General features: G+C 39.7%; 17 protein-coding genes, 1 other RNA gene and 1 pseudogene. 7 read left to right on the forward strand and 12 right to left on the reverse strand.

Features of this window, described 5'->3' with window-relative positions; translation table 11 throughout:
- Nucleotides 1–77 precede the first annotated feature (77 nt).
- Complete coding sequence (locus CXF72_RS09205) at nucleotides 78–1,094, reverse strand: hypothetical protein (protein ID WP_101038675.1); 1,017 nt, start codon at nucleotides 1,092–1,094, stop codon at nucleotides 78–80.
- A gap of 2,125 nt (nucleotides 1,095–3,219) precedes the next feature.
- Nucleotides 3,220–4,269: pseudogene (locus CXF72_RS09215) on the reverse strand (transposase).
- 507 nt (nucleotides 4,270–4,776) lie between these two features.
- Between CXF72_RS09215 and CXF72_RS09220 the strand changes: the two are divergent.
- The 3 genes from CXF72_RS09220 (at nucleotide 4,777) to CXF72_RS09230 (ending at nucleotide 7,101) form a co-directional block, all read left to right on the forward strand.
- Nucleotides 4,777–5,844 carry an N-acetyltransferase gene (locus CXF72_RS09220; protein WP_101038677.1) on the forward strand — a complete coding sequence of 356 codons (1,068 nt, stop codon included), beginning with the start codon at nucleotides 4,777–4,779 and terminating at the stop codon, nucleotides 5,842–5,844.
- 133 nt (nucleotides 5,845–5,977) lie between these two features.
- Complete coding sequence (locus CXF72_RS09225) at nucleotides 5,978–6,520, forward strand: ATP-binding protein (protein ID WP_101038678.1); 543 nt, start codon at nucleotides 5,978–5,980, stop codon at nucleotides 6,518–6,520.
- 206 nt (nucleotides 6,521–6,726) lie between these two features.
- Nucleotides 6,727–7,101 (forward strand): ASCH domain-containing protein, encoded by a 375-nt coding sequence (locus CXF72_RS09230; protein ID WP_101038679.1) that lies wholly within the window; start codon nucleotides 6,727–6,729, stop codon nucleotides 7,099–7,101.
- Between the two features lie 68 nt (nucleotides 7,102–7,169).
- On the opposite strand, the gene CXF72_RS09235 is transcribed toward CXF72_RS09230, so the two are convergent.
- From CXF72_RS09235 to rsmI, 4 genes are all read right to left on the reverse strand, one after another.
- Nucleotides 7,170–7,430: a DUF3850 domain-containing protein gene (locus tag CXF72_RS09235; protein ID WP_101038680.1), complete on the reverse strand. Its 261-nt coding sequence runs from the start codon at nucleotides 7,428–7,430 to the stop codon at nucleotides 7,170–7,172.
- 163 nt (nucleotides 7,431–7,593) lie between these two features.
- Nucleotides 7,594–8,220: an SLATT domain-containing protein gene (locus tag CXF72_RS09240; RefSeq protein ID WP_157823226.1), complete on the reverse strand. Its 627-nt coding sequence runs from the start codon at nucleotides 8,218–8,220 to the stop codon at nucleotides 7,594–7,596.
- Between the two features lie 1,523 nt (nucleotides 8,221–9,743).
- An RNA gene (gene rnpB, locus CXF72_RS09245) (RNase P RNA component class A) lies at nucleotides 9,744–10,110 on the reverse strand.
- Between the two features lie 57 nt (nucleotides 10,111–10,167).
- Nucleotides 10,168–11,028, reverse strand: coding sequence for a 16S rRNA (cytidine(1402)-2'-O)-methyltransferase (gene rsmI / locus CXF72_RS09250; RefSeq protein ID WP_101038682.1), 861 nt, complete (start codon nucleotides 11,026–11,028; stop codon nucleotides 10,168–10,170).
- A 110-nt stretch (nucleotides 11,029–11,138) separates the two neighbouring features.
- On the opposite strand from rsmI, the gene CXF72_RS09255 reads away from it, so the two are divergent.
- The 4 genes from CXF72_RS09255 to CXF72_RS09270 are packed head-to-tail and all read left to right on the forward strand — an operon-like array spanning nucleotide 11,139 to nucleotide 14,608.
- Nucleotides 11,139–13,091: a penicillin-binding protein activator gene (locus CXF72_RS09255; protein ID WP_101038683.1), complete on the forward strand. Its 1,953-nt coding sequence runs from the start codon at nucleotides 11,139–11,141 to the stop codon at nucleotides 13,089–13,091.
- On the forward strand, nucleotides 13,060–13,428 hold the full coding sequence (locus tag CXF72_RS09260) for a YraN family protein (RefSeq protein WP_101038684.1): 369 nt from the start codon (nucleotides 13,060–13,062) through the stop codon (nucleotides 13,426–13,428). The genes CXF72_RS09255 and CXF72_RS09260 overlap by 32 nt, the downstream gene beginning before the upstream one ends.
- 17 nt (nucleotides 13,429–13,445) lie before the next feature.
- Entirely contained in the window at nucleotides 13,446–14,030 is a 585-nt protein-coding gene (locus CXF72_RS09265) for a D-sedoheptulose-7-phosphate isomerase (protein WP_198552550.1), read from the forward strand.
- 8 nt (nucleotides 14,031–14,038) lie between these two features.
- Complete coding sequence (locus CXF72_RS09270) at nucleotides 14,039–14,608, forward strand: BON domain-containing protein (RefSeq protein WP_101038686.1); 570 nt, start codon at nucleotides 14,039–14,041, stop codon at nucleotides 14,606–14,608.
- Between the two features lie 94 nt (nucleotides 14,609–14,702).
- Here the strand turns inward: CXF72_RS09270 and CXF72_RS09275 are convergent, their stop codons facing one another.
- From CXF72_RS09275 to ispG, 6 genes are all read right to left on the reverse strand, one after another.
- Nucleotides 14,703–14,933 (reverse strand): zinc ribbon domain-containing protein, encoded by a 231-nt coding sequence (locus CXF72_RS09275; protein WP_101038687.1) that lies wholly within the window; start codon nucleotides 14,931–14,933, stop codon nucleotides 14,703–14,705.
- A complete protein-coding gene (gene der / locus CXF72_RS09280; RefSeq protein ID WP_101038688.1) occupies nucleotides 14,933–16,402 on the reverse strand; it encodes a ribosome biogenesis GTPase Der in 1,470 nt (489 codons plus the stop codon). Before der ends, CXF72_RS09275 begins: the two co-directional genes overlap by 1 nt.
- 79 nt (nucleotides 16,403–16,481) lie before the next feature.
- Complete coding sequence (gene bamB, locus CXF72_RS09285) at nucleotides 16,482–17,681, reverse strand: outer membrane protein assembly factor BamB (RefSeq protein WP_101038689.1); 1,200 nt, start codon at nucleotides 17,679–17,681, stop codon at nucleotides 16,482–16,484.
- Between the two features lie 13 nt (nucleotides 17,682–17,694).
- Nucleotides 17,695–18,375, reverse strand: a complete 681-nt coding sequence (locus tag CXF72_RS09290) for a tetratricopeptide repeat protein (protein ID WP_101038690.1) — start codon at nucleotides 18,373–18,375, stop codon at nucleotides 17,695–17,697.
- Between the two features lie 91 nt (nucleotides 18,376–18,466).
- Nucleotides 18,467–19,741 (reverse strand): histidine--tRNA ligase, encoded by a 1,275-nt coding sequence (gene hisS, locus CXF72_RS09295; RefSeq protein ID WP_101038700.1) that lies wholly within the window; start codon nucleotides 19,739–19,741, stop codon nucleotides 18,467–18,469.
- Nucleotides 19,742–19,913: 172 nt separating this feature from the next.
- On the reverse strand, nucleotides 19,914–21,023 hold the full coding sequence (gene ispG, locus CXF72_RS09300) for a flavodoxin-dependent (E)-4-hydroxy-3-methylbut-2-enyl-diphosphate synthase (RefSeq protein WP_101038691.1): 1,110 nt from the start codon (nucleotides 21,021–21,023) through the stop codon (nucleotides 19,914–19,916).
- Nucleotides 21,024–21,097: the final 74 nt, after the last annotated feature.

Here is a 21,097-nt window from a genome sequence, read left to right on the forward strand (position 1 = left end):
CTTATCGCCTAATATGATCGAGCAAAAAGGTTTGGCTGTCCTCAATTAGAGTGTCGCCAGCACGCAACATAGGTTGGCTAGATCTCATATGTGCTCTTGCTCTGTCCTGAAATAGAAACATTCAACAGAGGGAATTGTTCAACAAGTTTAAAAATTTCATCTGGAGAAAGAGTCAATTCAGCGAGTCGGCGTATTTCTACACGAAAAAGATACTCTTGCTTTAAAAACGAATCAATCATCCCCTCATCAATTATCGCTGTAACATTCAAGATAATTGTCACTAATTCAGGCTCTTCTACGGACTTGGGGGACGTATTAAAAAACATGTTTTTATCTAACTCAATGATTTCTTTTAGCTTCTTGTCGCTCAAATCCAATAAGAATGAAGTACTCAAGTCTAGTAATGTTATCGCCGCATCTACAATGGGCATTGCATCGTCTTTTAACGACTTCTCTGTTCTTTCGTGTATGAGTAGTGAAAAATCCCGGAATAGCAAAGGACCCTCGTTATTGTTTTGGTTGCTTGAATTCGCTTTGGACTCATGTTTTGTAACCAATGAATTGATTACTTCGTCATAAATCTCGCTCGATGTAGCATTCCTGATTGCCTCAGTAACATAATAAACGCATGCCCCAACAATTTCTGAGATAAAAGGCAAGGCAACTTCCTGTTGGAAGGGGATTTCCTTTATCTGATCCGCTTGATGTAGAAGCTCCTTTCGCGAGTCAGATTTATGAAGGCCCGCTGTAATGGCGTGTTTTATAAAATCCGCTGTGTCTTTATCGCAAAGCATAGCGGAAAAGTCAGATAGATTAGAGAGCCCCTGATGGGAAACATCTTTCTTAGCAAATGCGAGACAGTGTTCAGTAACAGTGAAAGCAATATCTGACACTGATGTAGGGCGACTAGTAACTTCAATATAGTGGCTCAAGCGCGTTCGCAGCTTAGTAACTGAACTGCGAAGGGCTGTCAGTTTTTGCGTTTCCTTCTCGGAATTGAACTTTTTTATTTGATAATAAATACCGATTGCCGCAAGTAGAACGCTTGCTAGAGGAAGGTACATAAGAATCAATTTCTGAGTCGTTTCTAGCATACAGCCAACCCCCATCCAATAAGTTATAAAAACTTCACATCACTCGTTTGTTACCATAAGGGCAGAATTCTATAGCAATATCAACGTGTCAGCACACTTGTTAATATGCTCGTCTCTCATAACTCAATTCCTCGAATCTCTACACAGATAACGCCTCGCATCAGCGGGCACTTTGGCCCGACTGCCTGCGCTTGTTAGGTGGCACCAGAGGTTGGCGCCCTTGTTAAGAATACATAAAGTGTATAAAAGCTCAGACATATACAGGAAACTAAAAGGACATCTAGAATACCTGAAGCTCCCCACCAGTCCCGCACCCATATTGCCATTCCGCAACCTAGAGCGAAGACTACGGCAATAAACCCCATTACGAACTTCGCCCAGGTAAGACCCCGCCAAAGCCAGAAAGCTGATACGAAGACGGAAGTTGCCGATAGCAACATCAGCATGATTTCTGCTATGACCTCTGTATCATTGAAGGGGTATAACTGAATTATTTCCACTAAGTAAAAAAAGAAAAAGAAGATGCCTAAAGCACCCCAAATTACAGACAGAAATAGGTAGTATGGCATTGTATATCCGGCACCTAACTGCATTATTACTAATACACATTTTAAAATTTTTTTATTGTTAAAGATTAGACCAGAAAAAGCATAAAAACAGTTAGAAGGTATTTATAATAATTTGTAAATTGAATCTTTATCTGGGGGAAATCAGGCATTTGTATCTATAGAGATCGCTATAAATGCAAATCACAATAAAACAATTCTTTATTTTCAATAAGTTTAACGTATTAAAAATGTGGAACTTTTGCATAACGTATTCATATAATGAGCAATAAAAGTGGATAAATGAATCAAAACAATTATAACTGCATATAAAGACAGTAATTCGTGAGGTAGTTGATATATCAGCTCTTCTCTCACCCTGTCTTTAGAATTGTCATATCGTAATCCAACTAATCAGAGTAAATAACTGAATTTACAATTAGCAGTAAGTCCACCAGCGGTATCTTACAAAAAATGGGACATCCAAAGCTTTCACTTCTAAAGTACCAAACCAATGCGGCTAGGCAATTTCCGACCATTTTTATTGATCAATCAATTCCTTTAGCAAGTGGAAAATGGAGCGACAAATTTGTCAGGAAAAAATTTGAACGTTGGAGTTTACGACAACGACCTGAAAGGCGTAGGGCAGGACGCTGAAGTCATTTACACCAGTTCCGGATCATCAGCGGGCTAAGGTCTGCGTGCCCTTGTTGTTTCCACAGACTTGGCTCTGCACAGGGATGTGCTATTCAAGCCGGAGCCCTATTTGTTAAAAAAGAATAAAGGGATTTATTTATCAAGATAAAAAACGTCTAGGAGAATTGAATGGCGGTTCAGGCTTATGAGCGGGACAGGCCCTGTATACGTGCACTCTTTTGGGCGAGTTGATTAATAATTAGGGTCAGGTTAAATTTAATAATTAGGGTCAGGTTAAATTTAATAATTAGGGTCAGGTTAAATTTAATCAGCCATTGAGTGAATTATAAACAACAATTTAATTTTAACCTGACCCCATTAATACATTAACCTGACCCCATTAATACAATAATTATGGGTGGCTATGTAACTTGCTCAGGGCTGAATAAAACAGAGAAGCTGATTAATATTCCGTTAATTAGATGGGTGTCGAGTTATTTTATAATACTCAATAACTATTACTGGCTTCAATTATTAACTACTACATGACTCATTTAATTTTTTGTGCTTGAAGTTAATTTGGTTCATTAGAAGATTATTAAGTTGATCATAAATGCATCCGATAATACTCAATAATTGCGGTAATCGCTTTTTATTGAGCTTTATAGTACTCAATAACCATTATCATCGCTCACTATTGAGTCTTATAGTACTCAATCACTAGTTCAACCGCTATATATTGGGGCATGAGCGTCAGGTCTTTTATTTTGCACAGTCAAAGACTCGCGATGAAGCTATTGTCAAATATTATCAATCCGGTAATAATTAGGGTCAGGTTAAATTTAATCAGCCATTGAGTGAATTATAAACAACAATTTAATTTTAACCTGACCCCATTAATAATCAAGAGAGGGGTCACTTACAGATAGTTGAAAAATTAAGCTTTAAGCACATAACCAGCGTTGGCAGTTTGCTGCACCGTGGCGTCGCTTTCGGTCTAAATGTTCACAGTATTCTGTTAATGCCGGTAAGGCACCCACCGCCCCTTTAAATAAATGACCAAATTCGGTGGTAATTTTAAGCCAGTTGTCTGCAGGCATATTAAGTCGGTTTAGAATGCCTTGGCTGCTTGAGCTAATGGCACCGCGCCTACCTTCTCGTATCATTCGCCCGGTATCTTCAACAAGCACAATGTAATCTTTGACACTAAACATCAGCCCGTCAGGCATGTTTAGGCATTCATCACCTACAAACGGCAGTAATTCTGCTGGCTGCTCACCTTTTATAGCTGAGCGAATTCTTCGCTGAATGCTGGTGTGATCTGAGGTTTCAGGGGTTGTCGCCATCTTGGCGCGAATGGGGTTTAAATCAACATATGCCATACAAGCTAATACGGCTGTTTCATCAAGTAATGCCTGGGATTTAAAGCGTCCTTCCCACTCATTTATAAGGAATAAATGAGAACAGCTTTAGCTGGCCCGAAGGGTGAGCGCCATGGATGGCAGCGAATAAAATCTGCCGGTACAGCTATCTTCTTTATTGGCCTGCCTGGCAATCGGCTCACTGAGTGAACGCATAAACCAACGAATATCGATTAAACGTCGACGATATTCGGCAATGCAGCCATTAACAGTTTCAAGTTCAAACTCATTAAGGTCTCCATTGTTAACAAACTTCTGTGTCAGTAACGTCCCTTTAAAACCTTTGTGCCATTGAATCAGTACTGCTTTATCTGACCAGCTTTTAGCTTTATCAGCATCCACTTTAAGGACTACATGTAAGTGATTACTCATGACTGCATAGGCACAGATATCAATCGCAAAGATGGTCGCAAGCTCAATAATGCGTAAATCAACCCATTCACGACGATGCTCATAGTTGTCACCTGTTGTGTTATCAATGCCACATAAGAATGCTTTGCGTACAACACGTGAGCAGCAGTGATAATAAGGCGTGTCATCTAAGCTCACTATCGTTTGTCTTGGTCTGGCCATCATTCATTACCTGCAAGTAAATAAAGGTAACTAAAGACTAGACCAGTGCGCAAATATTCGCCAATAATTATGGGTGGCTATGTAGTTAGGTGGCTATATAGTTAGTTCCGAGACGTTTTTTTATCTTACTAAATAAATCCCTTTTTAACGCACCAGTCCGGACAGCACATCCATGTGCAGAGCCGAACTTAGTAGAAACATCCATGTTTCCACTTGCTAAAGGAATTGATTTAACAAGAAAAACGTACGGAAATTTTCGTAGCCGCATTGGTTTGGTGCTTTAGAAACGAAAAGCTTTGGATGTTCCGCTTTAGGTGCTTTTTTCGTCGTGGATATACGCGGCAATATTAATATTTAATTGATTAGAGTATGATATTTATTTTAACGTAATGATTTAAAAGAATATAAGGAATGCGTGTCCAGCCTTTTTCTTTTTATAGTTATTAACTAGCCACAGAAGTATTGTATTAATACGCTAAGCATATTCCATATTTTTCGGAGAATTAAATGAATTTACAATATATACAGTTTAAGCAAGTTAATTTAGCGGATCCATTTTTTGATTCATTAAAGGCTGATTATGCAGAGTTTTCTGATTGGTTCCATAGAAAAGCAGATGATTCTGCTTATGTATTTATCAATGAGAATGGAATGATCGATGGTTTCTTATACTTAAAAGAAGAACCTGAAGCGATGATGGATGTGATCCCTCCTCTTCCTCCTAAGAATAGATTAAAAATAGGTACATTAAAGATAAACCCTCATGGCACCAGAATGGGTGAACGCTTTATAAAAAAAGCAATTGATCATGCATTGTATCTGAGGTCCGAAGAAATATATGTAACCATCTTTCCAGCCCACGAAGCTCTGGCTAACCTATTCAAGCGTTATGGTTTTCAACATGTCGCAAATAAGCAAACTGGTCAGGATACTGAGCTTGTCTTAGTAAAAAAAATGGAGGGATTAGTATTTGATGTGAATAAAGACTATCCATTTATTAATGCAAACAGTAGAAAATTTTTACTTGCCTTGCAACCTATGTGGCATAGTCGGTTATTACCAGATTCAATTCTAAATAATGAAGATTCTACTGCGACTGTTACTGATGTCTCTCATACAAATAGCATTCAAAAAATATATTTAACAGCAATGAGTGGTGTGGAGAATCTTAGAGCCGGTGATACTCTATTAATTTATAGAACTGGCGATGGGCAAGGTCCTGCGTATCATCGCGCTGTAGCAACATCTCTTTGTGTTGTGGATGAAATTCGTGATATTAATAGTTTTGCTACTCTAGATGAGTTCATACAGTACGCTCGATCTTATAGTATTTTTTCAGATCATGAGCTAGTTGGCTTTTACCAAAGAAGAAAATACCCAACTATCATTAAATTCACCTATAACTGTGCCTTTAAAAAACGCGTAAATCGAGCGTATATGTTAGATGAATTAGGTATGAATGGTTCTCGATATTGGGGCTTTTTCCAACTTAATGATGCTGATTTCTTTAGAATCGTAGAGCGTGGAGAAGTTAATGATTGTCTTATTATCAATCCAGCCTGCGTATCGATATAAATTAAGATGAATTATCTGAAGTAGGTCTTAAAACAAGGTGACTATCGGAAATTATGGTCAGCCAACGGAATAAGTCTGTTGGCTATTACCTCTATCCAAAACTCTTTTTTTTCAACCAAAATAGGAAATGTAGATGAATAAAAACATTTTTTTTGTTGGCGGCATTCATGGTGTCGGTAAATCATATTTTTGCAAAGATGTTTCCAGTAAACTGGGAATTAAGCACTATTCTGCTAGTGAACTAATAAAGTTGATGAAATCAGAGCTTGTGAAAGCCAATAAAAAGGTTTCAGATATTGAGGGTAATCAAGACGTTTTAATTACTGCCATTGAAAGACATGTCAAAGAAACTACAATATTGTTGGATGGTCATTTCTGCTTATTCGACAATGAAAATAAAACACAAAAAATACCATTAGATGTGTTTTATTCATTAAACCCAAAAGCTATTCTTGTAATTCAAGATGATGTTAAGAAAATATTAAATAGAATTGCAGATCGTGATAGTTTAGAGCATAACGAAGAATTGTTTGATGAGCTTCAAGTTAATGAGATTAGCCATGCCAAAACAGTATCTGAATGTATAAATACTCCTCTTTATCAGCAAGTCACTGGGACTGTTAACGAAGACTTCATAATGTTAATAAGAAAAATGATGGAAGACAATACCGATTGAACTAGGTCATGTTTTTTTAAACAGTGTTCTTCGTAAATATATCGTGAATAAATATACACATATTTTAAAATTTATTTATAATGCGGCATCCACAAAAAGAGTAGCCAGAGGCCTATTAATTTCACTATATGGTCAATAAATGTCGATTTATGGCATTTAGCCTTAGTAATCAGCCGTTTATCAGATAGCTCTATTAGGTAAAGTAAATGAAAGTATTATTATCGATTAAACCTGAGTTTGTTGAAAAAATTCTCGATGGAACTAAAAAGTTTGAGTTCAGAAAAAGTGTATTTAAGAGAGAGGGAATTAAAAAAGTAATTATTTATGCAACGATGCCTATAGGTAAAGTAGTTGCTGAATTTACTATTGAAGAAATATTACACGAAAAGCCAGATACAATTTGGGATTTAACAAAAGATTTCTCAGGGATAACACGTAAGTTTTTTGATGAATATTATGAGGGGAAAGAAGCGGCCGTTGCTATTCGAATAGGTAACGTAACTAAGTACTCAAAGCCTCTTTGCCTGTCAGAGCTCGGAGATGGTATAGTTGCTCCTCAATCGTACCGATATTTAAATTAAGAACGAACTCTTTAATAACAATAAGCCTTGTATCTTGTGATATATGATTCTAGGTCAAGGCCGTATTATTAAACATATTCAGTATCTTCTCTAATACTAAGAACAACATACTCATTGGCGATCCCATGTTGACCCCCTTTTAAAACATGTGTAATTACCACACGCTGTTCATTCCCTGTTAATTTATCCCCATCGAATTCTTGCAATATTAATAAGTCATTACTTTTATAGCTGCGATCGTTATACCTGACTTCAGAACGTTTTTTACCAGCCACAACATCGGCGAAGTGTTCAGTATCAATTTTTAATTTGTGTGTTTGTCTATTCACGATTATTTCCTTTTTTACCTAGCAGTAACAAAATGAAGGTCAGCAGGTAGTCATAAAGTAGTTTAAATAATTTATAGGTGGCCGCAATGTGGTTACTGCCCACTGTGACCTATTGATTGCATGGTCTGTCGTAAATTAAAAATTACTGGTTGATAAATAAAAGTCAGCTTATGGGTACACTGTTACTGAAATCTGTAATGTAATATCCCCAAGCTAATATTGAAAAAATTGATAAAAAGTAATGTGCAAAACTAAAAATACGATAGGTAAATATTTTTAGTTTATAATTAAAAATTATTTTTGGAAACGAGGGTAATTCATCGTATTCTTTTTTATAATCATAACTAGCGATCAAATAGTCTTGAGGAATATGGTTCTCATGACGATTCAAATTTCCGTAATACTCACCTACAAATTTTGAATGTTCATATTCACTAGATTCATAACATTGAATAACTTTATAATTAATTTTTCTCGCAAGTTTTGCAAGTTGCAAACCACATTGGTGAATATTTGATGAACGAGCAGAAAAGTCACCCATACCTAGTAGTAACGAGTAGGTTAACACTACAACAGCAAAAAATAGAGAAGCCATGTCTAATTGGCTTTCTGGAATACTCGGGTCTACTAATTTAAAGGCCGAGAGTAGAGCAAAAACTATTTGCCCTACAGCCAAAAATGCTAATGTCCATTGAGAAAACCAACTATGTTGCATAAGTCTTTTGCTTCCTTCATAACGAGCTTTTGAAGTTATAAGTATTCTTTTATGTAAATATCGATATGAATTCATATATGAGCTTACTTAGTTAAATTGTTGGAGAAGTAATTGTACTTTATGCGATTGGTGTTAGCTATTTGTTATACAACTGTTGTTGTGGATTGTTCGTTACAATTTTTAAAAAAAAGGCTGGACACCCATACCTTATATTCTTTTAAATCATTACGTTAAAAAAAGATAGGACAGCCAAAGGTTTTCACTTCTAAATTACCAAACCAATGCGGCTAGGCAATTTCCGAACGTTTTTCTTGATCAATTAATTCCTTTAGCAAGTGGAAACAGGAAGTTTCCACTTGGCTTGGCTCTGCACATGGATGTGCTGTCCAAGCCGGTGCGTTAAAAAGGGATTTATTTATTAAGATAAAAAAACGTCTCGGAACGGCATTCTTTTGGGCGAGTTATGCAACAGCATAATGTCACGAGCGGGCTTAGCTCTGCGTGTCCTGTTTTCTTTTGCTGTTGAAAGAGCATGACTCCCTCGAACTGCGAAACTGCGTTTCGGTTTCTCATCATCTACACGCTGTCAAGGGCGGAATACCAACAATAAAAGTTAAACCAAACGCCTACAAGCGAAAGCTTACAATAACTCAATACGCCATCAACATTGCCGCGCAGAGTAAGGGAATGAAACAGATAAATTGGACACCCATAATTTTTTGCTAATAATCCAACCAATGCGGCTACGAGATTCCCCTTCCATTTTTCTTGCAATGAACAAACGCTTTAGCAACGGAAATCATGGAGCGAATTGAACGCCAGTTCAGGATTATGAGCGGGCTAAGCTCTGCGTGCCCTTGTTGATTTCATTAAGTTCGGCTCTGCACATGGATGTGCTGTCCGAGCTGGTGCGTTAAAAAGCGGTTGGGCAGTGCAAACAAAAAATGGGACATCCAAAGCTTTCACTTCTAAAGTACCAAACCAATGCGGCTACGGAAATTTCCGTACGTTTTTCTTGTTTGAGAAATCACTTTAGCAAAGGAAATCATGGAGCGAATTGAACGCCAGTTCAGGATTATGAGCGGGCTAAGCTCTGCGTGCCCTTGTTGATTTCATTAGGCTCGGCTCTGCACATGGATGTGCTGTCCGAGCCGGTGCGTTAAGAAGTTATTGAGCAGACAAGAATAAAAAACGTCTCGGAACGGCATTCTTTTGGTTACTTTTCTTTTGCTGTTGAAAGAGCATGACTCCCTCGAACTGCGAAACTGCGTTTCGGTTTCTCATCATCTACACGCTGTCAAGGGCGGAATACCAACAATGAAAGTTAAACCAAACGCCTCAAGCGAAAGCTTACAATAAACCAATACGGCATCAACATTGTCATGCAGTGTAGGGGAATGAGAAATTCTCGCCGTCAAGGGCGAAACCACCAACAAAGAAAGTTAAACCAAACGCCTACAAGCGAAAGCTTACAAATAACCAATGCAGCATCAACATTACCACGCAGATCGTGGGAACGAGACGATCACTCTCAGGCAAAGTTTGTATCTTAGAAATGAAAAAACCCCGTTACAATTGCTTGTAACGGGGTTTTAAATGGTTGGAGTTGGCCTATAAGCCGGGTTTTGTCGTTGAATCGTCATTCGTCTAGGCCTGCAATCACTCACAGGCTCAAGCAACCTACCCGCTTCCAGTATGGGCCATACCTCAGGAAGCCTATTTGGTCTTGCTTCGGGTGGAGTTTACCTTGCACCAAACTATTACTAGATGGCCGGTGCGCTCTTACCGCACCCTTTCACCCTTACCTGCATTTATTTACATAAACACATAGGCGGTTTCCTCTCTGCTGCACTTGTCGTTAGCTCGCGCTACCCAGGCGTTACCTGGCACCCTGCCCTGTTGAAGCCCGGACTTTCCTCCCCTTTTATTGCAAGCAATAAAAGCGGCGACGATCTGGCCAACTCCGCGGCAGATTATACGGGATAATGAACGCCAATGACAAGGCAAATCGTTGTTAGCGGCTTATAAGTTTTCTAATCCCCACTTATAGAGCTCATTTTTTTTCTGATCGTGAATTTGCGCCGTTAAAGCAGCTGCTTTTTTAAGCGGCAGCTGCTCCTTTAATAAAGTCAGCGTATTCAGCGCGACCTGCGGAATGGCATCATCATCTTTTTTAGTGCCTGCCACCATTAACACAAATTCACCACGGCAATGGTTAGTATCCTCATTCAACCAAACTAACATCTCCTCTGCAGTCAGTGCATAAAAGGATTCAAAGATTTTAGTTAATTCCCGTGCAATAACCAATTTACGATCACCACCAAAGATACTGATAATCTGCTCAACGGTATCCTGCACACGGCGCGGTGACTCATAAAAAATCATGGTCCGGGTTTCTTCAATTAATGCTTTTAATTTATCCTGTTTACTTTTTCCCTTGGCAGGTAAAAAACCTTCAAAAGAAAATCGATCCGAGGGCATTCCCGCCGCACTTAATGCGGTTATTGCGGCACAGGCACCGGGAATAGGCACAATATCAACCCCTGCTGCGCGGCATTCGTTAACCAGGTGATAACCCGGATCACTTATTAATGGCGTGCCCGCATCGGATATTAATGCGATTGACTGCCCGGCTTTAATTTTTTCTATCAGCACTTGTCCGCGTTGACGCTCATTATGGTCATGTAACGGAAACATCGGTTTTTTAATGTGATAATGACTTAATAATTTTCCGCTATGACGTGTATCTTCAGCTGCAATCAAATCGACTTGTTGTAATGTTTCTATTGCCCGATAGGTAATATCACTGATATTTCCAATGGGGGTAGCCACTATATAAAGTTTGGCAGGTAGTTGAGATGAAATTTGGCTCTTTTCGAACATATAATCGCCTTGATAAAGTGAATAAGATTGTTTAACTGATGCGGCAATATTACACTATAGCCATCTTGATACCTACATCGAATACTTGCGAGCTAAAAAGGGATGATATTTTGAATGTTTTAACCTCAGCACAACGCTTTTCATACTTGTTAATGATCTTAACAATGACATTTTTAACGGCGTGCAGTACGAGTCCTTCATCCCCAAAGGATAGTCCACCAGAACTCTTTTCCGAATTAGCGAACAGCTCGGCATACTATCTGCAAAAGGATCAATTAACGCCAGATTCAAATAATGTTGATTGGCAGCTTTTAGCCGTTCAAGCGCTTATTGAGGAGGGCAAAGTTGTCCTTGCTGATTCTATTATTGACCATCTGCAAAGCAAGACACTTTTGAGTCAGAATAAAACATCACTGGATTTATTAATCGCGCAGAATTTATTTTCCAAAAATCAATTCGACGAATCACAAAAGGCCTTAAGTGCAATTGATCCTGGACAGTTATCACAACTTGCCTCTATTACCTCTTTATCACTGCAGGCGGATCTTTATATAAAGCGCGAGAATCATTTAGCGGCATCAAATCTGTTATTAGCCTTCACCCCTTTATTACAAAGTGATAAACGTAAACAAAAATACAATGATATTTTATTAACTCAGTTATCCCTATTACCAGCAAAGACCCTTAATCAATATGAAAAGGTCGACGCCGGTAAAATATACAGTGTTGAAAATGACTTATTTAAAAAAGGCTGGTATGCCCTTGCGAGTATTTATCAGCGTTACCAGTTACGCATTAACCTTTTAAAACAAGCCATCAGTGATTGGAAAAAAAGCTATCCACAGCACCCGGTACTGTTATTTATGCCGACAAAACTGATTAACATTCAAGAAATTGAACCTTTTCAGCCTGAAAATATTGCCGTTTTACTGCCAATGTCGGGACGTTTTCAGGCACAGGGTAAATCAATTCAGTTAGGGATATTAGATGCATTTTATCGTCAGCAGCAGTTGAATAAATCGACAAGCAACGACGCGCTTACTATTAATGAAATGCACTCACCGACACTGCATTTTTATGATAGCCATGCGCAGACGGTGGAAGAGATCACCGCTCAGTTTGCACAAAATAAGATCGATTTTGTTATTGGTCCATTATTAAAAAATGAGATTGAAACGTTTTTACCTTTGGTTGAAAAAATGCCGGTTTTAGCCCTAAACGGTTTTCCGGAAAGCAGTCTGGACAGTACTATTAATAGTACGCCTGAAACAGTCACGGCGGTAAAGCCTTGGCATTATTCATTTTCACTTTCCCCCGAACATGAAGCCAAACAAGCGGTTCAATTTATAAGCGCAAACAAACACCAAAATCCGCTTATTATTGCGCCTGATTCTGAATACGGAAAACGTGTTGCCGCGGCATTTAAAAATGAATGGCAAACACGCTATAACCGGGAAATTGAACAACATTTTTTCACTTCCAAGTCTAAATTAGATTCTTTTATTGAGCGCGTTTTACATACAAATCAAAGTCAAACCCGTATTAATCAGATAGAAAATCTGACCCTTCTTCCGCTTGAAACAGCAGTACGCAGCCGTACCGATATTGATGCGATTTACCTGGTCAGTAAACGTGATGAACTGATCTTACTTAAACCCTTTATCGACGTCACCGTCAGCCCTTTTGCTGACAAGATACCACTCTATGCCAGTTCTCGTTCTCATCAATTTGACCGTGGTGGTCTGCAAAATAAAGAGTTATCAAATTTTACATTTTCAGATATGCCCTTTCTTATCGATCAACAGGGTGAAATAATAACCACGCTTGATAATGTGTTGCCAAGACAATCCTACGCAGCGTTACGCTTGTTCGCCTTGGGTTTTGATAGCTACCAACTGATTGGACAATTAATGCAGTTACAAACCAGTGAAGGTTATTACTATCCGGGTTTAGTCGGTCAGTTAAGCCTGAATTTAAGCAATACGGTTCAACCAACATTGAGTTGGGCAACGTACTATCAGGGAGAATTAATTGAAGTTACCTCGCCTACTACAAGCGAGTAACTCAAAAGGGGTACTTGCAGAGAAACAAGCCTTATCTTATTTACAAGAGCAAGGCTTAAGGTTAATTTGCCAAAATTATTACTGCCGTTTTGGTGAAATAGATTTGATCATGATCGATCAAGATACCGTCGTTTTTATTGAAGTGCGCTATAGAAAAAACTGTGATTTTGGCGGGCCATTTGCTTCTATTAATAAAAGTAAACAGCGTAAAATAATTACCACTGCTAAGCATTATTTGAGAACATTAGAGAATGAACCTTTTTGCCGCTTTGATGCTATTGCCATCGACAGCAAATCAACCACACCCGCTTGGATCCAAAATGCCTTTCAAGAATAAGATGATATAACATAATGATAAATGAAAAAATTCACGCACACTTTGCCGAAAGTATTCAAACATCAATAGTGGCAGCTGAAGCGCTACCGGAATTAATTGAAAAAGCGGCCATATTATTGAGTAAAACACTGATCAGAGGCAATAAAATACTGGTTTGCGGTAATGGCGGCGCAGCCGCTTTGGCGCAGATTTTTGCCTCGCATCTGCTTAATAAATATGAAAAAGAACGCCCTTCTCTTCCGGCTATCGCTATCACAGCCGACTCGGCGCTGTTATCGGCGATTGCCACGGACAGCCATTTTAATGAGATTTACGCAAAACAGATTGCGGCACTGTCTCAAGATGGCGATCTGTTATTAGTTATCAGTCATGGCGGTAATAGCCGTAATTTAATTAAAGCCGTAGAAACTGCGCTGAGTAAAAATTTACAAATTATTATACTAAATGGCGTGGATGGCGGCGAACTTGCCGGTTTGTTAGGCTCCGATGACATAGAAATCAGAGCGCCAAGTGACAAAGGATCACGTATCGAGGAGATTCATCTTCTGGTTATTAACTGCTTGAGTGATTTGATTGATCAACAACTTTTCCCACAACAATAGGGCTTAATATGCAGAAAATATTTCTAAGCGTCTTTCTTGGTACTTTGTTACTGCTGCAGGGCTGCGCCGGTGGTTTAATTGTAATAGCAGGGACGGCGGTCACCGTTAGCAGCGATGAACGCAGTATTTCTGAGCAGCTAAGTGATGATTCATTGTCCATGGATGCCTTATATAAAATTAATGAACTTGACATTAATGATGAAAATATTCGCATTAACTTAGTCAGTAATAGCGGTTATCTGCTGGTGATAGGCCAAGTGACAAACCAACAATTAAGTATGCAGATAGAGGAAGAATTAAACACCCTGGAAAATGCAAAAGGCATTTATAACCAGTTAAGAATTGGTCAACCTATTGGTTTTGCACAGCAAAGTAAAGACAGCTGGATCACTGCAAAAGTTAAAGGCAAACTGACCGCCAATGATAATGTAAATCCCCTTAAAATTAAGGTCATAACTGAAAATTCAGAAGTGTTTTTAATTGGTAAAGTCACCACAGAAATGGCGGCTCAAGCAACGGCTATCACCCGTCAAGTTGATGGAGTAAAACGAGTAAATCGCGTTTTTCAGCTCAAATAACGTCATCATACTCGGTCTAAATTAGCGCATAAAAAAAGGCTTAATCCACAGGATTAAGCCTTTTTTATTACCCTGAAATAAGGGCGCTTTACGATTATTCTTCTATTAACGAGTAAATCGCTGAGGATTTACTTTTTAATTCATTACACTTAACACACCATAAATTTGCCGCACCGCAGGCCTGTAAAAGTTCAAGTTGGAAGCCGCACTGGCCACATAGCAGATCAAGTTTTAAGTCACTGCTGCAGGCATCACAATGATAATGTTGTTTTTGGATGCCGTTGGACTCTATTTCATGGCCACATTTAGGGCATGTTAATGCCATTAATATTTAGTTTTCTTATGAAACTTCATCAGACGTTGACGTTTATACATCTGATTCGGTGTTAATTTATTACGACGCCCTGCAAAAGGATTCGTACCTTCACGGAATTCAATACGAATAGGTGTACCCATAATCCCCAGTGAACGGCGGAAGTAATTCATCAAATAACGTTTGTATGAATCCGCTAATTTTTTAACTTGATTACCATGGATAACAATCAATGGCGGATTGTAACCCCCTGCATGGGCATAACGTAATTTAACTCGACGGCTGCCTACCATAGGTGGCTCGTGATCAGCTGCTGCCATGGTCATAATACGCGTTAAAATTGAGGTAGAGATACGTTTTGTCGAAGAGTCATAGGCTTCTTCAACCGATTCATATAAATGGCCGACACCTGTTCCGTGCAGAGCAGAGATAAAATGAATCTTTGCAAAATCAATAAAACCTAAACGGCGATCCAGTTCACTTTTAACCCGATCCTTGTCGTATTCGGTCATACCATCCCATTTATTAACGGCAATAACGAGTGAACGTCCCGCATTCAGGGTAAAACCTAACAAACTTAAATCCTGATCCGAAATACCATCGCGTGCATCAATAATCAATAAAACAACATTACTGTCTTCAATCGCTTTTAATGTTTTGATGACAGAAAATTTTTCAACGGTTTCGTTTACTTTTTTACGCTTGCGCACACCGGCAGTATCAATCAGAATATATTCCCGATCATCACGGCTCATAGGAATATAAATACTATCACGTGTAGTCCCTGGCATATCGTATACAAGAACACGTTCTTCGCCTAAAATTCGATTGGTAAGCGTAGACTTACCCACGTTAGGACGGCCAATTAAAGCCAGTTTAATGGGTAAAGCCGCCAGGCGTTCCTGCTCTTTTAGCAATGCGGCTTCGTCTTCTTCAACAAATTCAAGACCGGTTTCCAGATCAGAAAAATCGTCTTCCAGCTCGACATCATCAAAGAAACCATCCAAGGCGATTTCAATCATTTGGCGCACGCCTTTACCCTGTGCAGCCGCGATATGATAAACCTCGCCAAGCCCAAGTGCATAAAACTCGGCACAAACAGAGTCAGCATCAACGCCATCTGTTTTGTTAGCAACAACAAAGACTTTTTTATCTTGTTTACGCAGGTGATCTGCAATCGCTTCATCTGCGATGGTCATGCCGGCGCGTGCATCAACTAAAAATAAAACCGCATCGGCTTCATCAATCGCCAGTAAAGACTGACCCGCCATTAGAGCATCAATGCCCTCTTCATCGCCGGTAATACCACCGGTATCAATCACGATAAATTCGTGTTCATCTATTTTCGCCTGACCGTATTTACGATCTCGCGTTAAACCTGGAAAATCCGCGACTAATGCATCACGCGTACGCGTTAAGCGGTTAAACAAAGTTGATTTACCCACATTTGGGCGGCCGACTAAAGCGACAACTGGTAACATATTTCAATCCTATCTAACAAAAAAAGCCCCTCCGCAATCAATGCGAGGGGCTGTAAGTATACAGTAAAAATGTAAAAGATTATTCTACATTTATTGATGGTTTTTCAATCGCAACTAATTCTCCGCTGCGAGACAGTAAATAAAGGTGTGTTGCTGTCGTAACCGGTTCTTTATATAACCCTTTAGAATCAATTTTTTGTTGCGCAACAAACTGACCGGTATCACGATTGATCCAGTGTAAGTAACCTTCTCCATCGCCAACCACAAGATATTCATTAGCAACAGTGACGGCGGTGACATTACGGTAAGACAATTGTTTGTTTACCCAAATTTGATCGCCTGTGCGGCGGTCAACGGCATATACCCAGCCGCGATAATCCGTTAAATAAAGACTATTGCCCGATAAGGTAATATTATTAAAACCGGAATACTTAGTTGACCAGAGCTGCTCACCCTTGAGAAGATCAATGGCCGCTAAATTTCCGTTATAAGCGAGTGCAAAAATCTGACCGTTGGAGATGACCGGTTGCATATCGACATCCACAATACGATCTAATTCAGTCGCCCCATGCGGACGGGCGATTGGGAGTTGCCACAATGCTTGACCGGTCTCAAGTAACGCAGCTGAAACAAAACCATCTGCTCGACCGTAAATAATGCCGCCTTGAGAGATTGAAGGGGCAGAACTACCGCGTAAGGTTAAATTAGGCTGTTTATTGGTCAATGACCAAAGTTGTTCCCCGGTCTGGCTATCCAAAGTAATCAGATCACCGCGGCTGGTATGCACAACAACTTTACCGTTTGCATAGGCGGGGTTAGCCAGCACTTCACCGCTGACGGTAGATAACCATTTTAACTCACCCGTGTTTTTATCAATCGCTAAAACTTGCGCATTTTCAGTGCCGATAAATAAGGTATCTATTGCCAGTGTGACACCACCGGAAAATCGTGCTGAACGGTTTGATTGATTACTTTCATGCTCACTAAAATCATTGGACCAAAGTAATTCACCCTCATCCAAGGTAAAAGCTTTTATTTCCCCTTCACGAGAAGCGGCATAAATAACGTCTGAATCAACGGCAGGTTGTAATTGTGAATAATATTTATCAACACCGTTACCCACACTTTTTTGCCAAGCAATCTTCGGTTGATAGGACGTTTCAAAAACAGGCAGTTCAGCCATCACCACAACATCTTCTTCACTATTAAAAAGCGAACAGCCCGTTAATAAAAAAGCGGTTCCCGAAATAACAGCAATACTTTTAAGCCATTTTTTCATCTGGTATCTCAATCTATTTTTCAGTTTCAAGCGTGGGAGCGGCAATCGTTTTATCATTGACTATGGCAAGATCATCAAATTGTAATTGCAGAATAGGTCCAACATTTCCCTCACTGGCATTAACTGCATTCTGAAATGCGCTACGTGCTTTTTCAGTATCACCCATTTTTAAATATATGCTGCCTTTAACTTGATTTGCTTTCGCTAAAAAACTGGCTTCAGTAATTAATGTCAGGGTTTTTAACGCCTGTTCATATTCACCTAGTTGGCCTTCAACGCGGGCTAAACGTAAATTGATAACGGCATTGAGTGGTGCATATTCATTTTGTGATTGAAGTTGTACAAATTGCGCTTTAGCGAGCGCGAAATCTTTTTGCTTTACTGCTTCTTTGGCAAGCAGTAAAGCAGCTAATACACCGTAGTTATTATTTTGGTTGTCAGCGATAAAAGCTCTGAGATTGTCAAGGCCTGCTTCACTGCCTTGGCTTTCAAACTTAACTAACATGTCCGAATAAGCCTGCGAAGCCTCTTCTTGGCCAGTGATCACCGACTCGTTATAAAAACGCCAGCCCCAAAGCCCGGCCAGACCGATAACGGCAGCAATCATTAATGTATTGCCGTTTTCTTTCCACCAGCTTTTAATGGCAATAACCTGCTGTTCTTCTGTTTCGTAACCTTCAATAATATCAACCACTTGTTATTCCTTATTATAGATTTAAATATAATTTAATCCCCAAACTACTTGAAGATGCAGATTCAGCATTTCGAGTAATTGGGGATATTAATTAAAAATAGCTAGGTAATACCTTAATTAACTCATTCATTGCAACACTTTGTTGCTCATGCTTACCCTGCAAGTCTTTAATTGTGACACAACCACTCTCTAACTCACTTTCAGCAATGATCAGCGCCAAACGTGCACCGCTTTTATCAGCGCGCTTCATCTGTTTTTTAAAGTTACCAGCACCGCAATGGTGCATCATTTTAAGCTGCGGCAATTCAGTTCGAATCAGTTCTGCCATTTTAAAACCGGCGATATCAGCACCGTCTCCAACGACTATGCTGTATATATCAACATCTTTTTTAACATCGTCATTTAATGCCAGTGTTTCCAGCATCAGGATAATTCTTTCCAGACCCATTGCAAAGCCTACCGCAGGCGTTGCTTTACCGCCGAGTTGTTCAACTAATCCATCATAACGACCACCCGCACAGATGGTACCTTGTGATCCAAGGCTAGTGGTCACCCACTCAAAAACAGTGCGGTTATAATAATCTAAGCCACGTACTAAACGCTCATTAATAACATATTTAATACCCGCTGCATCAAGATATTTTTGCAGTTGGGCAAAGTGTTCGACAGATTCGTCATCAAGATAGGCAGATAGTTTAGGTGCATCGACTAATAACGCTTGAATGTCAGGATTTTTACTGTCCAGAACACGTAATGGATTACTGACCATACGGCGCTTGCTATCCTCATCCAGCTGTTCAACATGAATCGACAAATACGCAACTAATGCTTCTTTGTATAAAGCGCGCGCTTCGTTAGACCCTAAAGAGTTCAACTGCAATTCAACATGCTCGTCTATTCCCAGCGCTCGCCATAAACGCGCTGACAGTAAAATCACTTCGGCATCAATGTCTGCACTGCCTATACCGAAGGTTTCCACACCAAATTGATGAAATTGACGGTAGCGTCCTTTTTGCGGTCGTTCATGTCTGAACATTGGGCCGGTGTACCATAAACGGCGCTCCTGATTATATAATAAACCATGCTCGTTTCCGGCACGCACGCAGGATGCGGTTCCCTCAGGACGTAATGTTAAGCTATCGCCGTTACGATCGGCAAAAGTATACATCTCTTTTTCAACAATATCGGTTACTTCACCGATTGAACGTTTAAAAAGAGTGGTATTTTCAACAATTGGCATACGTATTTCAGAGTAACCGTAACTGCTCACTACTTGTCTGAATAATGACTCTAGTTTTTGCCAAACGGGTGTTTGTTCAGGAAGGGTATCGTTCATGCCACGAATTGCTTGAATCTTTTTTGCCACAATGATTTCCACATACAGTTGAGAATAAAAGAGTGAGTCATTATAGGGACTTTTCAAATTAGATGAAACCATGCAGCTGGGTTTCTCAGACAATTTTTAATATCTTATTGAGTAACTTATAAAAAAGCCCGTTATTGTTTAAAAATAACAGGCCGAGTTAGAGAAGAATGATTTAAACTTTTAGGATAATGTTGTTCTGATCCATACGGCTGGCGCGCGCGCGAATTTTTGCTTCAAGCTGATCAATCACGTCATTATTATCAAAACGATCGCGCTGACGCTTTCCATCCTCGTAAAAACCACTTTTGTTTTTACCGCCGGTAATGCCCAAATCAGAAATTAATGCTTCTCCCGGCCCATTAACGACACAACCAATAATAGAGACATCCATTGGCATAATGATATCTTCAAGACGTTCTTCTAAGGCATTGACCGTCGCAATAACATCAAATTCTTGACGCGAACAAGTTGGACAGGCAATAAAGTTAATGCCTCGGCTGCGGATACGTAATGATTTTAGAATATCAAAACCCACTTTAATTTCCTCAACAGGATCAGCAGCCAGAGAGACTCGCAGGGTATCGCCTATACCCTGAGAAAGTAACATGCCTAAGCCAACCGCTGATTTAACCGAGCCACTGCGCAGTCCTCCCGCTTCGGTGATCCCTAAATGCAGAGGCTGGTTTATCTGTTTTGCAAGCAGTTGATATGATTCAACCGCCAGCTGTGCATCCGATGCTTTCACACTCACTTTAAATTGATCAAAATTAAGCCGGTCTAAAATATCCACATGGCGTAACGCAGAATCAACCAGTGCTTGTGCCGTTGGCTCCCCGTATTTTTCCTGAATATCAGCTTCCAGTGAGCCGCCGTTTACCCCTATTCGAATAGGAATATTATAATCACGTGCACAATCAACAACACTGCGGATACGCCGTTCATTACCAATATTACCCGGGTTAATACGCAGACAATCAACGCCATATTCAGCGACTTTCAGGGCGATACGATAATCAAAGTGGATGTCGGCTATCAGGGGGATATTACTTAAGGCTTTAATTTCTCGAAAAGCCTCCGCTGCATTCATAGTCGGCACTGAAACGCGTACCATATCTGCACCAACCGCTTCTAAGCGTTTGATTTGTGCAACGGTGGCGGCAACGTCCGTGGTCAAAGTATTGGTCATAGATTGCACTGTAATTGGCGCATTTCCGCCAACAGGCACATTACCCACCATGATCTGCTTTGATACACGACGTACAATTGAAGAAGGATGGCTCATAATACTTTTACTCTTTGCTGATAGACCACTGTTTCAAAAAAACAGTTCATTCTATAATAATATTTTCCCTCAAA

The organism is Psychromonas sp. MB-3u-54 (genome assembly GCF_002836415.1).
Taxonomy (GTDB): domain Bacteria; phylum Pseudomonadota; class Gammaproteobacteria; order Enterobacterales; family Psychromonadaceae; genus Psychromonas.

Excerpts from the sequence above, each read along its gene's own strand:
- CXF72_RS09220 (WP_101038677.1), top strand. The coding sequence starts at position 4,777 with ATGAATTTACAATATATACAGTTTAAGCAAGTTAATTTAGCGGATCCA.
- bamB (WP_101038689.1), bottom strand. The coding sequence starts at position 17,681 with ATGAAAAAATGGCTTAAAAGTATTGCTGTTATTTCGGGAACCGCTTTT.
- CXF72_RS09205 (WP_101038675.1), bottom strand. The coding sequence starts at position 1,094 with ATGCTAGAAACGACTCAGAAATTGATTCTTATGTACCTTCCTCTAGCA.
- der (WP_101038688.1), bottom strand. The coding sequence starts at position 16,402 with ATGTTACCAGTTGTCGCTTTAGTCGGCCGCCCAAATGTGGGTAAATCA.
- CXF72_RS09270 (WP_101038686.1), top strand. The coding sequence starts at position 14,039 with ATGCAGAAAATATTTCTAAGCGTCTTTCTTGGTACTTTGTTACTGCTG.
- CXF72_RS09240 (WP_157823226.1), bottom strand. The coding sequence starts at position 8,220 with ATGAATTCATATCGATATTTACATAAAAGAATACTTATAACTTCAAAA.
- rsmI (WP_101038682.1), bottom strand. The coding sequence starts at position 11,028 with ATGTTCGAAAAGAGCCAAATTTCATCTCAACTACCTGCCAAACTTTAT.
- CXF72_RS09230 (WP_101038679.1), top strand. The coding sequence starts at position 6,727 with ATGAAAGTATTATTATCGATTAAACCTGAGTTTGTTGAAAAAATTCTC.
- CXF72_RS09225 (WP_101038678.1), top strand. The coding sequence starts at position 5,978 with ATGAATAAAAACATTTTTTTTGTTGGCGGCATTCATGGTGTCGGTAAA.
- CXF72_RS09275 (WP_101038687.1), bottom strand. The coding sequence starts at position 14,933 with ATGGCATTAACATGCCCTAAATGTGGCCATGAAATAGAGTCCAACGGC.
- ispG (WP_101038691.1), bottom strand. The coding sequence starts at position 21,023 with ATGAGCCATCCTTCTTCAATTGTACGTCGTGTATCAAAGCAGATCATG.